At 72.4% G+C, this 15409-nt stretch carries 9 protein-coding genes; 3 read left to right on the top strand and 6 right to left on the bottom strand.

Annotated elements, in window-relative coordinates; all coding sequences use genetic code 11:
• Positions 1-4 precede the first annotated feature (4 nt).
• Together OHA72_RS12980 and OHA72_RS12975 are read right to left on the bottom strand one after the other, a co-directional pair.
• Complete coding sequence (locus tag OHA72_RS12980) at positions 5-1402, bottom strand: pyridoxal phosphate-dependent decarboxylase family protein (RefSeq protein WP_327008094.1); 1398 nt, start codon at positions 1400-1402, stop codon at positions 5-7.
• Positions 1399-2736, bottom strand: coding sequence for an MFS transporter (locus tag OHA72_RS12975; protein WP_327008093.1), 1338 nt, complete (start codon positions 2734-2736; stop codon positions 1399-1401). Before OHA72_RS12975 ends, OHA72_RS12980 begins: the two co-directional genes overlap by 4 nt.
• A gap of 188 nt (positions 2737-2924) precedes the next feature.
• On the opposite strand from OHA72_RS12975, the gene OHA72_RS12970 reads away from it, so the two are divergent.
• A complete protein-coding gene (locus tag OHA72_RS12970) occupies positions 2925-4208 on the top strand; it encodes a gamma-glutamyltransferase (protein WP_327011547.1) in 1284 nt (427 codons plus the stop codon).
• Here OHA72_RS12970 and proB read toward each other — a convergent pair.
• Positions 4194-5294 (bottom strand): glutamate 5-kinase, encoded by a 1101-nt coding sequence (proB, locus tag OHA72_RS12965; RefSeq protein ID WP_327008092.1) that lies wholly within the window; start codon positions 5292-5294, stop codon positions 4194-4196. The genes OHA72_RS12970 and proB overlap by 15 nt on opposite strands.
• Positions 5295-5346: 52 nt before the next feature.
• On the opposite strand from proB, the gene OHA72_RS12960 reads away from it, so the two are divergent.
• Positions 5347-5661 (top strand): MGMT family protein, encoded by a 315-nt coding sequence (locus tag OHA72_RS12960; protein WP_327008091.1) that lies wholly within the window; start codon positions 5347-5349, stop codon positions 5659-5661.
• A gap of 1830 nt (positions 5662-7491) precedes the next feature.
• Here OHA72_RS12960 and OHA72_RS12955 read toward each other — a convergent pair.
• The 3 genes from OHA72_RS12955 to OHA72_RS12945 form a co-directional block, all read right to left on the bottom strand.
• Positions 7492-9582, bottom strand: coding sequence for a RecQ family ATP-dependent DNA helicase (locus tag OHA72_RS12955; RefSeq protein ID WP_327008090.1), 2091 nt, complete (start codon positions 9580-9582; stop codon positions 7492-7494).
• Positions 9583-9615: 33 nt separating this feature from the next.
• On the bottom strand, positions 9616-13239 hold the full coding sequence (locus OHA72_RS12950; RefSeq protein WP_327011546.1) for a PQQ-dependent sugar dehydrogenase: 3624 nt from the start codon (positions 13237-13239) through the stop codon (positions 9616-9618).
• A gap of 234 nt (positions 13240-13473) precedes the next feature.
• On the bottom strand, positions 13474-14466 hold the full coding sequence (locus OHA72_RS12945) for a C40 family peptidase (protein WP_327008089.1): 993 nt from the start codon (positions 14464-14466) through the stop codon (positions 13474-13476).
• A gap of 85 nt (positions 14467-14551) precedes the next feature.
• On the opposite strand from OHA72_RS12945, the gene OHA72_RS12940 reads away from it, so the two are divergent.
• Positions 14552-15409, top strand: a complete 858-nt coding sequence (locus OHA72_RS12940) for a DUF8832 domain-containing protein (RefSeq protein ID WP_327008088.1) — start codon at positions 14552-14554, stop codon at positions 15407-15409.

The following is a 15409-nucleotide window of genomic DNA, read 5'->3' as shown; positions in this document are numbered from 1 at the left end:
CGTGTCAGCCTACGCTCGTCGGCCGCTGCAGCAGGCTGAGGAAAGCGACCAGTAACTGCTCGCGCACGGCCGGTGGCGCCGCGTTGAGCAACGTGTTGATCACGGCCATGCGTGACGGCAGCACCGACGAACCGGACCCGACCCCGAGCGCCGATGCCAGCGACGAGACGTCGCCGACCAGCGAGAAGATCCCGTCGGGCAGCTCGACCGGCCCGAGCGCGCGGGCGGCGTCCACGGACGCGGCGAGGTCGGCGGCGAACTCCGACACCCGCGGCGCGACGGACGCGGTCACCGTCAGGTGTACCGACGGCGCGATGTCCCCGTGCTGGAACTGCGGCTGCGTGTGCCAGCCCCTGGCGGCCAGCTCGTCGGCGAGCACGAACAGATCGACACCGGCCGACTGGAACGCGACCACCGTCGACTCGACCGGCAGCAGGACCAGCCCGTCGACGGCCGACACCGCGGCGGCCAGGCCACGCACCGCGGTCCGGGTGGTGTCGGCCAGCGCGAGGTAGCCGTCGTCGCCGAGGTGCCGCAGCGTCGCCCAGGCGGCCGCGATCGGCCCGCCGGAGCGGGTGGAGGAGATAACGGGGTTGACCATCGTGTAGCCGGGCCAGTCGGCGTAGCCGAAGTACTGCGGCAGCCGCAGCGCCTCGTCGCGGTGCAGCAGGACCGAGACGCCCTTCGGCGTGTACGCGTACTTGTGCAGGTCGACGGAGATGCTGGTGACGCCCGGGACGGACAGGTCGAACGCCGCGACCGGCTCGCCGAGCCGCCGCAGGAACGGCAGCGTCCACCCGCCGAAGCAGGCGTCGACGTGGCAGCGGACCCCGGCGGCGGCGGCCGCGGCCGCGATCGGCTCGACCGGGTCGATCAGGCCGTGGGCGTACGACGGCGCCGAGCACGCCACGAGCACCGTGTCCGGCCCGATCGCCGCCGCGACAGCGGCAGGGTCGACGCGGAGGTCGGCGCCCACCGGTACCACATCCAACGCCACCCGAAGATAGGCCGCGGCCTTCGCGAGGGCCGCGTGCGCGGTCACCGGCATCACCAGGCGCGGCTCGGCGATGTGGGGCGCGCCGTCCCGGGCCGCCTTCACGGCCAGGATCAGCGACTCGGTGCCGCCGCTGGTGACGCTGCCGACCGTCTGCGGCCCGCCGCCCAGGACCGCCGCGGCCATGCCGACGAGGTCGTTCTCCATCCGCAGCAGCGACGGGAACGCGGTCGGGTCAAGCCCGTTGACGTGCGCGGACGACGCGTACGCGGCCGCGGCGAGCTCGTCGAGCCCGGCCACCGCGGGGTCGTAGACGTAGGCGAACAGCCGCCCGCCGTGCGTCGGCAGGTCCCCCTCACGCAGCTCCGCGAGCTCCTTGAGCACCTGCTCGGCCGGAACACCCTTCACGTGACCCCCTCGGTCAGACGCCGCTCGTCCAGGTCGTAGCCTCGCAGACCGATGAGTGCCGATGCCACGACGACGGCCGGTACCAGGGTGAATCCGATGAGCACGCCGAGCTTCGCGGTGCCCGACTGGGCGGCGGCCTCCCCGGACGAGCTGGACACGTAGCCGAAGACGGCGAGCAGCACCGCGAACACGCCGGGGCCCAGCGCCATGCCGAACGTCTCGCCCGCCGTCCACAGGCCGGTGAAGACGCCCGCCTGGCGGCGCCCGGTGCGCTGCGCGTCGAACGCGATGCAGTCCGGCAGCATGGCCATGCCGAAGACCTGCTGGCCCGCGTACCCGCTGCCGACCAGCCCGGTCAGGACGTACACGGCGGCGGCCGGCAGGAACGGGGCGAGGGCCAGCAGCGCGGCGGCGGCCGCGAACAGCACCGACGCGAGCACATAGGCCTTGAGCTTCCCGACGCGCTCACCGACCCGCGTCCACAGCGGCATGACCAGCAGCGCCGGGCCGACGAAGCACGCGAACAGCAGTGTCGCGCCCGTGTCCGGGGACTCGAGGATCTGCGTGGCGAAGCAGCTGACCCCGGCCAGCATCGTGGCGATGCCCGCGGCCTGCACGACGAAACAGATCAGCAGCAGCCGGAACGGGCGGCTGGCCCGCACGACCCGCAGCTGCGCGGCGAACGACGGCTCGCTCGGCAGGACCTTGCCGACCGGGGCGCCGCGCGTGCCGAAGAACGAGCCGAGCGTGCCGACCAGGATCAGCAGGGCGACGAAGACCCCCATCGCCCGGTGCCCGGGGATGCCGCCGCCGAACTGTTTCGTCACCATCGGCGACAGCGCGCCGGAGACCAGGATCGCGACCGCGAGGATGGCGACCCGCCAGCTCATCAGCCGGGTCCGCTCGGCGTAGTCGTCGGTCATCTCGGCGGGCATCGCGACGTACGGCACCTGGTAGAACGCGAACGCGGTCGCCGCGAGCAGAAACATCACGGCCGCGTAGGCGGCATTGCGGTCGAACGGCGCGGCGAAGATGCCGGCGAACAGCACCGCGAGCGCCAGGCCGCCGAAGAGCAGAAATGGCCGCCTGGCACCCATCGAAGTGCGAGTACGATCGGAAATCCTCCCGGCAACCGGATTGATCAGCACGTCCCAGGCCTTCGGCGCCAGCACCAGCAGCCCGGCGATCCCGGCGGCGACGCCGAGCGTGTCCGTCAGATAGGGCAGCAGGAGCAGGCCAGGGACCGTGCCGAACGCGCCGGTGACCAGCGAGCCGAGCGCGTAGCCCGCCCGCACGCCTCCGGGCAGGACCTGGGTTTGCTCGACTGGGGCCATGGTCCACGAATGCTAGCGATCACCATCTCGGAAAGGAACCTCCGCTGTCGACCGCCCTGCTGCAGGCCCAGTCACGCCCCCGGGCAACGGTCCCGGCGGGAGTCGCCGCCGGGCACCCGGCCACGACCGAGGTCGGGCTGCGGGTCCTCGCGGCCGGAGGGTCCGCCGCCGACGCGGCCGTGGCCGCGATGCTCGCCGGGTGCGCCGCGGAGAGCGTCCTGACCGGCCTGGCCGGTGGCGGGTTCGCCACGTACTTCGACGCCGCCACCGGCGCCACCTCCTGCCTCGACTTCTTCTGCTCGGTCCCGGGCCTGGACAGCACCGCCCCCGCCGCACCCATGGTGCCGATCAAGATCTCATTCGGTGGTGTACCGCAGCGCTACGAGATCGGTGCCTCCAGCGTGGGCGTGCCCGGCATCCCCGCCGGCGCGGGCGAGATCCACCGCCGCTGGGGCCGCCTGCCGTGGCAGCGGGTCGTCGCGCCGGCGCTCAACCTGGCCCACAGCGGCGTGCTCCTGCCCGGCCCGCACGCCCGCACCCTGGTGTCGCTGGCACCGGCGATGCTGCCCGGGTTCGGTTCGGCGGTGTACGCGCCGGAGGGCCGCCTGTTGGAGGGCGGCGACCTGCTGCACCACCCCGGGCTGGACGCCACGTTCGGGATCCTGTCGGAGGAAGGCCCGTCCGCCTTCTACACCGGACGGATCGGGCAGCTGATGCTCGCCCAGGTCCGCGCCGGCGGCGGCGTGCTGAGCCCGCGGGACCTCGCCTCCTACCGGGTCCTGCAGGTGCCCGTGACCGCCGCGCCGTTCGGGCCCTACCGCGTCCTGGCCCGCTCCGACCTCAACGAGACGATCCGGACCATCGTCGCGTTGCCGTCCGGCTTCACCCCGCTCGAGCTTGCCGACGCGCTCCTGGTGTACGGATCGCAGCGGCTGGGCGACACGACGAACATCTCGGTCGTCGACGCCACGGGCAACGCCTGCGTGATCACGATGACGCTCGGCATCGGCGCCGGGGTGTGGCTGCCCGGCCTCGGCGTCCACCTCAACTCGATGCTCGGCGAGGGCGACCTCATCCGCCCCGGCACGCTGCCCGGCGAGCGGATGGCGTCGTGCATGTGCCCGACCGTGGTCCTGGACGCCGCCGGCGGTCTCGTGATGGCGATCGGCTCCGCCGGCGCGACCCGCATCCGCACCGCGCTGATCCAGACCCTCACCAACGTCCTGGTGCACGGCGACGACATGACGACCGCGATCCGCCGCCCCCGCTTCCACCCGGTGTCGGCCGACGGCACCCGGCGCGTGCACGTCGAGCCCGGCTGCGACCCCACGCCCTTCGCCGACGCGGGCTATGCGGTCCAGCGCTGGGACCGGCTCGATCACTACTTCGGCGGGGTCAGCGCCGTCGGCCTGGCAGGCGCGGCCGGCGACCCGCGCCGCGGCGGCGTGGGCAGGCTCCTACAGCAGCACTAGGTCGTCGCGGTGGACGACCTCCCGCTCGTACGCCGGACCCAGCGCCCTGGCAAGCTCCCCGGTCGACCGGCCCAGCAGCGGCGGCAGCTCCGTCGCGTCGTAGTTGACCAGGCCGCGGGCGACCGCCACCCCGCCCACGTCCACCAGGTCCACAGGGTCCCCGGCCGCGAACCTCCCGTCCACCGCGGTGATCCCGGCCGGCAGCAGCGACGCGTGCCGCTGGATGACCGCCTGCACCGCACCCGGGTCCAGGTGCAGCCGCCCGCGCGGGCTGGTCGCGTGCGCGAGCCAGAACAGCCGCGCCTGCGGCCGCTCCCGCAGCCGGTGGAACAGCGTGCCGACGTGCTCACCCGCCAGCACCGCCGCGGCGTTGGGCGCCGACGTCAGCACCACCGGGATGCCGCTGGTCGTCGCGATCCTCGCCGCCTCGACCTTCGTCACCATGCCCCCGGTGCCGACCCCGGCCTTGCCGGGCCGCCTCACGTCGATCGCCGCCAGGTCCTCCGGCGAGCGCACATCTGTCACGGCCGTCGAATCCGGCAGCGACGGGTCACCGGTGTACAGACCGTCGACGTCCGACAGCAGCACCAGCAGGTCGGCGTGCACCAGCGAGGCGACCAGCGCGGCGAGCCGGTCGTTGTCGCCGAACCGGATCTCCTGCGTGGCGACCGTGTCGTTCTCGTTGACGATCGGGATGGCCCGCAGATCCAGCAGCCGCCGCAGCGTCCTGTACGCATTGCGGTAGTGCACCCGCCGCGTCACGTCGTCGACGGTCAGCAGCACCTGCCCGACCACCCTGCCGTGCCTGGCGAACGCGTCGTTGTACGCCCGCATCAGCAGCCCCTGCCCGACACTCGCCGCGGCCTGCTGCGTCGCGAGATCCCGCGGCCGCCGCAACAACCCCAGCGGCGCCAGCCCCGCCGCGATCGCCCCCGACGACACGAGCACGACCTCCGCCGGACTGCCCGCCAGCGCCTCGACGAGCGCATCGACCCGCTTGCCGTCCAGCCCGCCGGCCGCGGTGGTCAACGACGACGACCCGACCTTGACCACGATCCGTCGAGCCTCGGTGACCTGTTCCCGCACGCCGCCTATCTTGCCGCGTCGCCCCCCGACACTCACGGTAGGTTCCCATATCGTGGCCGACGACGACTATGCCGAACTGGTCCTCACCGTGGTCGAACGCATCCCTCCGGGGCGCGTCATGTCCTACGGCGCGATCGCCGAGTACCTGGGCCGCGGCGGCCCCCGCCAGGTCGGCGCCGTGATGTCCCACTACGGCGGCGGCGTCCCCTGGCACCGCGTCGTGGCCGCCAACGGCCGCCTGGTCCCTGGCCACGAGCAGGAAGCCCTCCGCCGCCACGCCCTGGAGGGCACTCCCCTCAAGTCCGACAAGGTCGACATGCGCCGCGCCGCCTGGTGGCCCGAAGACGACCCCACCACCCCCGAGTAGCGCCCCGCCGACGACTTCGCTCAAGCGAGGCCACGCACCGGACAACGATCTTCGCCGCTGATGGCGCCCATCTCGCGCACCGGACTCGGGGTCCGCAGCCGGCCCACGCCGTGGACGTCCTCGCGAGCGGCGCACCGGTCGCCGACCGCCGGCCACCCGGACGACCAGCCAGCGACTTCGATCCGTGAAGGTCTCCGAATCGCAGGAAAGTCGTGACCATCGATGACTGGACCGGTGGGTACCACGCTCCAAGCGGCGATCTTCCCGGCCCCGCTTGATCGAAGGACGCCCCTGGCCACCGGGACGACCGCCGCCGTCCTTCGATCACGGTCGCAAGATCGTCGGTCGGCACCGAACCGCGGCCGCCGGCAGGAACACTGTCGTGCGCGGGCCGCCCAGCCACCCTGGCCGCTGCGCCGGACCGGGTGGGTGCCGGTGCCTCCCGGATCGCTGCGAAGTTCGCGGCATCGGTGAATGGACTGGTGAGCGCCACGCTCCAGACGGCGACCTTCCCCCGCCCCGCTTGATCGAAGGATGCCCCTGGCCACTGGGACGACCACCGCCGTCCTTCGATCACGGTCGCAAGATCGTCCGGCGGCTACCCGCCAGCGGCGGCGACACCCGAGGACGGCAAACACCATTCATGGGCGGGTCGGACCCGCGACAGGTGCTCGCCGGCGGCCGAACGCACGACCACCGGCAAGGACGCTCCGGAGCGCGCCGCCGCCGCACGCTGCCTTGCTATGATCAACAGCGCGCGTTGGTCGCTCGCACGGCCGCAAGACGACTTCGATCTGTCCCCGGGCCGGGCCAGCCTCGCCGGGAGGGTCGGCACGGTCGCGCCTTGCTGATCGAAGGATACGAACGGCCATCCGCACGGCCCGCCGACGACTTCGATCACCGAGTGGCTCGCAACCGACGTCGAGACGGCACCCGACCCTGCCAACAGAGCATGATCGAGGAGGCTCGACGGTCCGCGCGTGGGTGTGTCTCGTCGGCGGGCCGTCCAGACAACCGAGCCCGCAGGTGCGACGTATGCGGAACCGCGGACGCGCCGCTCCGGCCGCTGCGCATCGGCGAACCGGCCACCGGCACTCGCGTCCCGTGCGCTGCCTGGCAGGGCTGGGGCATCGGCCGACGAGGCCAGGACACCGACGAAGCCGAGGCGCGGACCGGGGCAGGGCACAGGTCATGACGGGGCACGGTCCGGGGTGGAACAAAAGGTGCGACATGCGGGGAACGATGGACGCGCCGATCCGGCCACTGTGCAGCGGCGAAGCAGCCACCGGAACCCGCGCCCGGTGTCCTTGTAGGGGCGGGCCACCGGCCGACGAGTCCAGGACGCAGACGGAGCCGGGGCACAGACCGAGGCAGGGCCCAGACGGAGCCGGGCATAGGTGTGACGTGTGCGGAACGGTGGACGCATCGCTCCGCCAGCCACCCCAGCAGCGCCCCGGCCAACGCGAGACCGCTGCGCATCGGCCGAACCGGCCACCGGCACTCGCGTCCGGTGCGCTGCCCGGCAGGGCCCGGAGCACCGGCCGACGAGGCCAGGATGCCGATGGGGCCAGGGCCAAACGGGTCCAGGCCACTGGTCCAGGCCAACTGGTCCAGGTCCAGGCGGAGCCCGGACACCCGCGAGGACCGGACACGCGAAGGCCAGACACACGAAGGCCAGACACCCGCGAGGACCGGACACGCGAAGGCCAGACACGCGAAGGCCAGACACACGAAGGCCAGACACACGAAGGCCAGACACACGAAGGCCAGACACGCGAAGGCCGGGCGCCCCGCGAGGGGGCGGCGCCAGGAGGGTTGGGGTGGGGGAAGTCAGGCGGACAGGGCGAGGGCGAACGGCAGGACGCCTGGGGCGCCGGCGCGGCGGAGGAGGCGGGCGGCGATGGCCATGGTCCAGCCGCTGTCGACCAGGTCGTCGACGAGGAGGACGGGGCCGGGGAGGGTGGGGAGTTGGGCGGCGAGGGCGGGCGGGACGGTGAAGGCGTCGTGCAGGGCGCGGACCCGCTGGGCGCTGTTGGTGCGGGAGGCGGCGTCGGCGGTGTGGGCGGGCTCGATGGTGCCGAGCAGGGGCAGGTGGCCGACGGCGGCGATGCGGGTGCCGAGGGAGTGCAGGAGGGTGGGGGTGCTCTGGGAGCCGAGGATGACGACGCCGGAGGGGCGGGTGGGCCAGGGGTCGTCGCCCTTGGCCCATTCGGTGAGGGTGGCGACGACGCCGGTGAAGATGTCGTCGGGCAGGGGGGCGTCGGGGGCGGCGAGCAGCTTGCGGAGCTTGTCGCCCCAGCCGAGGTCGCTGAGGCGGCCGATGGCGCGGCCGGGGAGGGTCTGCTCGGCGGGTGGGATGTTGCCGGTGAGGGGGACGCCGATGGCGGCGAGGCCGGTGGGCCAGCGCTTGCGGGGGGCGATCTCGACGCCGGTGCGGCCGAGGTGGGCGCGGGCCGAGGCGAGGGCGTCCGGGGAGATGTCGGCGGGATACCAGGGGGCGGTGCAGGTGTCGCAGCGGCCGCAGGGGGCGGCGCCCGGGTCGTCGAGGGTCGCGCGGAGGAACTCGAGGCGGCACGTGGTCAGGGCGGCATAGTCGCGCATCGAGTCCTGCTCGGCGGCGCGGGCGGCGGCGATGCGGTCGTAGCGCTCGGTGTCGTGGTGCCAGGGGGCGCCGGTGGACTCCCAGCCGCCCTTGACGCGGTGGACGGCGCCGTCGACGTCGAGGACCTTGAGCATCAGCTCCAGGCGGGTGTGGCGCAGCTCGACGCGGGGCTCGATGGCGGCGGTGGACAGGGGGCGGCCGGCCGCGGCGAGGACGGCGAGGACCTCGCGGACCTGCGGCTCGGGCGGGAAGGCCAGGGACGCGAAGTAGCGCCAGATGGCCTGGTCCTCGGTGCCGGGCAGGAGCAGGACGTCGGCCTTGTCGACGGCGCGGCCGGCGCGGCCGACCTGCTGGTAATAGGCGATCGGGGAGGATGGCGCGCCGAGGTGGATGACGAAGCCGAGGTCGGGCTTGTCGAAGCCCATGCCGAGCGCGGACGTGGCGACGAGGGCCTTGATCCGGTTGGCGAGGAGGTCCTCCTCGGCGGCGAGACGGTCGGCGCCCTCGGTCTGGCCGGTGTAGGCGGCGACCTCGTAGCCGCAGGCGCGCAGATAGGCGGCGGTCTCGTGGGCGGCGGCGACGGTCAGCGTGTAGATGATCCCGGAGCCGGTGAACGAGGCGAGGTGCTCGCCGAGCCAGGCGAGCCGGTGCGGCGCCGACGGCAGGGTCAGGGAGCCCAGGCGCAGCGACTCGCGGTCCAGGGAGCCGCGCAGGACCAGGGCGTCGCCGAGCTGCTCGGCGACGTCGGCGGTGACGCGGGCGTTGGCGGTGGCGGTGGTCGCCAGGACCGGGGTGTCGGGGGCGAGGTCGAGCAGGAGGGTGCGCAGCCGCCGGTAGTCGGGGCGGAAGTCGTGGCCCCAGTCGGAGACGCAGTGCGCCTCGTCGACGACGAGCAGGCCGGTGGTCGCGGCGAGCTTGGGCAGCACGTTGTCGCGGAAGTCGGGGTTGTTGAGCCGCTCGGGCGAGACCAGCAGGACGTCGACGCCGCCGGAGGCGATCTCCGCGGTGATCTGGTCCCACTCCTCCAGGTTGGCAGAGTTGATCGTGCGGGCGGTGATGCCTGCGCGGGCGGCGGCGTCGACCTGATTGCGCATCAGGGCGAGCAGCGGCGACACGATGACCGTCGGGCCGGCCCCACGGGCACGCAGCAGGGCGGTGGCGACGAAATACACCGCCGACTTGCCCCACCCGGTGCGCTGCACGCACAGCACCCGCCGGTGCTCGGCGACGAGGGCGGAGATGGCCACCCACTGGTCCTCCCGCAGTTCGGCGGAAGGACCAGCGAGCTTCTTCAGAACCTGGGACGCCTCAGATCGCACCCCACGAACCTAGCAACCAGGTATGACACAAACTCACGGCGTGAAGCGAACCGCCGTGCCGGACGTCAGCAGCGGCTGGTTGAACAGGTACTGCGCCGCCGCCGTGCCGGCCGCGTTCTCGACGCCGACGGTGGCGCCGTTGCCCTTCTCCACGTCGTTGTCCAGCCCGGAGTAGGAGAAGGTGACGACACCGTCGGCGGCGAACGCGACCGAGAACGTCACCCGGTTGTGCACGCCGTTGCCGTAGATGTACGGGTTGCGCCACTCGATCACGACCGAGCCGTTGACGAGCGCGGTGCGCACGGACGCGGAGCCGTCGACGACGAGGTCGTCCCAGAAGGGGTAGACGGTCGCGTTCGGCGCCGCGGTCGACGGCAGCGCGGAGTGCTCCACGTAGGCCCCGCCCGGGTTGACGAACGAGACCTTGCCGTTGGTGTCGATCCACGCGGTCGTGTAGGTCTGCCCGTACAGGGTGACCGGCCCCGGCAGCGTGACCTGCTGGATGTTGTCGTCCCCGGTGAGCGTGAGCACCGTGGCGTCGGCGGCGACGAACGGCGTGGCGAGCGTCGTGACCCCGTAGTTGCCGGGCGGCGGCGGGGGCGCGGGCAGCGTGAGGTTGAGCGTCTCGGCGCCGTCGACGGTGACCGCGGCGGACACCGACTGCCCGTTCGCGGTGGCGCTCACGGTGTACGAGCCGAAGGCCACGTCCGAGAAGCTGTAACCACCCGATGCGTTCGTGGTCGTCGTCGTGCCGGCCGTGAGGGTCACGGTGGCCCCGGCCACGGCGCCGCCGCCGGCGACCGTCACCGTGCCGCCGACCGTCCCGGTGGACGGCGGCGGCGGAGGCGGCGGGGCCGTCCCACCCGGGGCGGTGAAGACGACCGCCCGGCCGGACAGGAGCTTCGGGGTGTTCACGGAGTAGGCGAGGCCCACCGTGCCGTCGGCGTTCTCGATGCCGACGGTCGCCGCGTTGCCCTTCTCGATGTCGCTGTCGAGGCTCGCGTAGTTGGTGATCACGTCGCCGTTCTCGGACAGGATCGCCTCGAACGTGATCCGCCGGCTGGTGCTGCCGTAGATGTAGCCGTTGCGCCACTCGACGACGAACTGGCGGTTGGGTGCGCTGCCGATCGTGGTGGTGCGCACCGACGCGCTGCCGTCCATGACGAGGTCGTCGTGGAAGGCGTAGACGGCCGCGTTGGCCAGCGCCGGGTTCGGCAGCGTGGTGTTGTCCCACTTGTACCCGTTGGGGTTGACCAGGCTGACGAGCCCGTTCGTGTCGATCCACGCGGTGGAGTAGGTCTGTCCGTACAGCTTCACCGGGAAGGGCAGGGACACCTGCTGCACGGCGTCGTCGCCGGTCAGGGCCAGCACGGTGGTGTCGGCGTTGACGAACGCCCTGGTCGCGGTGGTGCAGACGTAGCCGAAGCTGTCGGAGCACGTCCCCCCGCCGGTCGCCGCGTACGTGGCCGTGTAGGTCGCGGCCGACGTCGGCGCGGTGATCACCTGCGTGGCCGCGCCGCCCTGGCTCCACGACCCGAACGTGTACTGGGTGCCGTTGAGCGTCTGCGGCGTCGGCGCGGAGACGGTCTGCGTCGACTTCTGGATGACCGTCGCGACGAACGGGGTGACGCCGGAGACCGAGCCGACGGTCACGTTGAGCCCGCTCGGCACGGAGTTGAACGTCATGTTCACGGTCTTCGGGTCCAGCCGCCGGCTGACCGTGGTGCTGAGCCCGCTGCTGTCGGTCGCCGTGAGCCGCAGCTCCACGTAGGACGGGTACTCGTGGTCGGGTCCGATGAAGGAGCCGGATGCGCCGTCGACCTCGCTGATGTAGTGCTGGTGGCAGTTGTCGGTCGCGGCGCAGTGCTGCAGGATCAGCTGCCAGTGCAGGTTCGCCGCCGGGACGGTGCCGTCCTGCGCGTCGGTGGCGTGGCCTGTGAAGCTGACCGTGTCGTTCGTTGCCCAGGTGAATCCGGTGGCCGGGGTGTCGATCACCGGCACGGGCGCGTCGGATCCGACGAGGATCTGCAATGTCTTGGTGTCGGACAGCCCGCCCGCGTCGGTGACCCGCAGCTTGGCTGCGTAGTTTCCGGCCGTGGTGTACGTGTAGCCCGCCGTCGGCCCGGTCGCGTCATAGGTGCCGTCATTGGTGAAGTCCCACTGGTACGTGAGGACGTCGCCGGCGTTCGGGTCGCTGGTGCCGGCGGAGCTGAACTGCACCGCGAGCGGCGGCGCGCCCGAGGTCTTGTCGGCGCCGATCACCGCAGCCGGGGGCTGGTTGCCGGCGCTGTAGTTGATCCGCCGCACCGTGCCGCCGTCGATGTCGACGTAGTACAGGTCGCCGCCGGGGCCGATCTCCAGGTCCACGGGGCCCGCCGCGCCGGGCGCGAACGTCTGGATCTTGCTCGGGTCGGGGGTGCCGTTCGTCGGGAGCATCGCATAGATGCAGCGGCGCGCGTAGTCACCCCAGAAGAGCGCGCCCTGGTACTGGGCGGGGTAGGCGCCGCCGGACGTCGGGTAGAACGCGACGCCGGTCGGGCTGGAGCCGCCGGTCGGGCAGCCGTCGTTGTCGTTGACCTGCTGGTGGTGCCCGTACGTGTAGACCGGACCGGTCGCGATGTTGGTGTTGTACAGCGTGGTGCACAGGCTCAGGTTCGCGTCGCGGTAACCGGGCTGCTGCGCGTTGCCCTCCATGCACGGCCAGCCGAAGTTGGTGACGGGCGTGGCGAGGGGGTTGGGCAGCCGGTTGATCTCCTCCCAGGTCCGCCAGCCGACGTCACCGATCCAGATCTCGCTGGTGCCCGGCTTGAAGGTCCAGCGGAAGGGGTTGCGCAGGCCATACGCCACGATCCGCCGGGCATTCGGGTCGGTCGTCGCGTTGTAGAGCGGGTTGTCGGTCTTCGCCGCGCCGGTCACGGGGTCGACGCGGATGATGGTGCCGTTCAGCCCGGTCGGGTCGCCCAGCGTCCGCACGTCCTGGGAGCGCAGGGCGCCGCCCTCGGAGTTGGGCGGGCTCAGCGCCGCGCCGACACCGCCGGGCGGGTCGCCGCAAGGGTTGACCGGGTTGCCCTGCTGACCCCAGTCGGTGAAGACGGGGCTGGCGCCCTCGCCGCCGCTGACATAGAGCGCGCCGTCGGGGCCGAAGCGCACGTCGCCCATCGAGTGGGTCTCGAACTGCTGGCACCAGTCGTTGATGAGCACCTGCTCGGTGCCGGTCCACGTGTTGCCGCTCGCGGTGAGCTTCGACAGCCGGCCGCTGACGATGCAACCGGTGCCGGGGGTCGGGCAGGTGTCGCCGAGGTCGAGGCCGCCGCCGATCGGCGTGGTGGCGGTGTACGTGACGTACACGGACGGGTTCGACGGGAAGTTCGGCGGCAGCGCCAGGCCGAGCAGGCCTTTGTCCTCGTTGTCGTGCACCCGCGCGCTGAGGTCGGCGAACAGGGTGGGCGTCGGGTCGGACAGGCTGTCGTAGACCTGGATCGTGCCGCCCTTCTCCGCGACGAAGACCCGTCCGTCAGGAGAGAACACGAGCTTGGTCGGGTGCGTCAGCCCGGACAGCACGATCTGCTCGGAGAAGCCGTTCGGCAGCGTCGTCGCCGCGCCGGCCGCCTGTGGTGCGGTGAAGGCCGCGGAGGCGGGGACGCAGAGCGCGAGCACGAGGCCCAAAGTTAAACGGGAGCGGCGGCGACGCCTCATGTGAGCACTCCTGGATGCGGACGCGCTGGGGGAACAGTCAGTAGATGTCCACTGTCTGGTCGATGCTGTCGCCAAGCCGACTGGCGCGCCTCGTCCGTTAGGACACAAACAAGACCGTCGTAGCCGGTCCGCACGGAGTTGATCAGCAGTTCGCGATCGGCTCATTACTTCCCGTGCCGAAAGCCCCCGCCGGGCTCATCCCGCGGCGTAGTCCGGGCGGCCGTAGCCCACGATCGGGGCGTAGTCGAGCAGCCGCATCGAGATCCGCTCGCCGGCGCGTGGCGCCTCGACGACCCGTCCGTCCCCGATGTACATGCCGACGTGACTGACGTCCTTGTAGTAGAAGACGAGATCGCCCGGGCGCAGGTCCTCGCGCCTGATCGGCGTGACCGTCTTCTTCTGCCGCGCCGCGTTGTGCGGCAGGACCACGCCGGCCGCCTTCCAGGCCGCCATCGTCAGCCCGGAGCAGTCGAACGTGTCCGGGCCGTCGGCGCCCCACCGGTACACCTTGCCGAGCTGGGAGAAGGCGTAGCGGACCGCGCGACCCGCGGCGTCGTCGGTGAAGACGGGCACGTAGCCGTCGTGCAGCGCGCCGGAGGGGGTGCGGGCGCTGCGCGCGGCCCGGTCGCCGCCGAGCCGCTTGACCTGTGCCTCGATCGTCGCCTTGCGCTGACCCAGCTCCTGCTGCTGCGCGCGCTGCCGGGCCTTGAGCCCGCTGAGCTCGTCGTGCTCCTTCGCGAGGGCGTCCTTGTCCGCCTTGAACCGGCGCAGCGCGTCGGTACGGCGCCGCTGCAGGTGATCGAGCGTGGCGAGCTGGTCCATGAACGACGCGGGCGACGGCGAGCTGATCAGCACGGCGGTGCTGGTGACGGCGCCGCTGCGGTACAGCGCGGCGGCGACCTCGTCGGTGTCGCGCTGGGCGGCGTCCACGCGGGCCTGGAGCGGGCCGGTGCGGGAGTTCACCCGTTCGAGCTGGGCATCGGTGGCGCGCAGATCGTCCCGGACGGCGTTGAACCGTTCGATGACGCCTTCGAGCTCCTGCCACGCGGTCGCCAGCTGGCGCTGCCGGTCGGTGACCGGGTCCGCGAACCCGGCGCCCGGCGTGGCGAGCGCGCCGACGGCGAGCCCTGCGACGAGTGCCGCGGCGACGAGTACGGCCGCGCTGCGCGAGTTCCGGATTGACCCCACGTTTCACTAACGACAGATTTTGGACAAACGTCACCAAATGTCCCCCGGTGGAGTGGTAGGACGGTGCGACGGATACGGTCTTGGCATGAAGGGCCCGGTCATCGCTGGTGGACTCGTGTTGGCGCTGCTCCTGGGCTTCGTGATCGCCAGGTCGACCGCGGACCCCTCGGCCCCTCCGGCCGCGAGCACCCCGACCGCCATCCCGTCGCACTCGCACGGCGGCGCCACCTCGGGCGACCTCGGCGGCCTGTCGCTCAGCGCCGGCGGCTTCACCCTCGCCCCCGCGACGACGACGTTCGGCGCGGGCACGGCGGCGCAGCCCTTCACGTTCCGGGTGCTCGGCCCGGACGGCAAGGCGGTCACCCGCTTCGTGCTCAACCACGAGAAGCTCATGCACCTGGTGGTGGCGCGGCACGACCTGTCCGGCTTCCAGCACCTGCACCCGGAGATGGCGCCGGACGGCACCTGGTCGGTGCCGCTGAGCCTGCCGTCGCCCGGCATCTGGCGGATCTACACGGACTTCGTCACCTTCGACCCGACGGGCGCGCAGGCGCCGGTGACGCTCGCGGTCGACGCCACGGTCGCCGGTGACTACCGCCCGGTCGCGCTGCCCGACCCGGTGCGGACCGCGGAGACCGGCGGGATGACGGTGGCCCTCGAAGGCACGCCCGCGGTCAACGCCACCCAGCCGCTGTCACTGCGGGTCCTGGCGTCCGGCACCCCGGTGACGGACCTGCAGCGCTACCTCGGCGCCTACGGGCACCTGGTCGTCCTGCGCGACGGCGACATGGGCTACCTGCACGTCCACCCCGAGGACCAGCTCGTCGGCGGGGCCGTCAAGTTCTGGCTGTCGGCGCCCAGCGTCGGCCGCTACCGGCTCTATTTCGAGTTTCAGCGCGGTGGACAGGTCCACCGCGCTGAATTCACCGTCGACGTGCGCTGA

The sequence above is a fragment of the Dactylosporangium sp. NBC_01737 genome, from assembly GCF_035963215.1.
Taxonomy (GTDB): domain Bacteria; phylum Actinomycetota; class Actinomycetes; order Mycobacteriales; family Micromonosporaceae; genus Dactylosporangium.
This window is presented reverse-complemented; position numbering and strand designations above follow the sequence as displayed.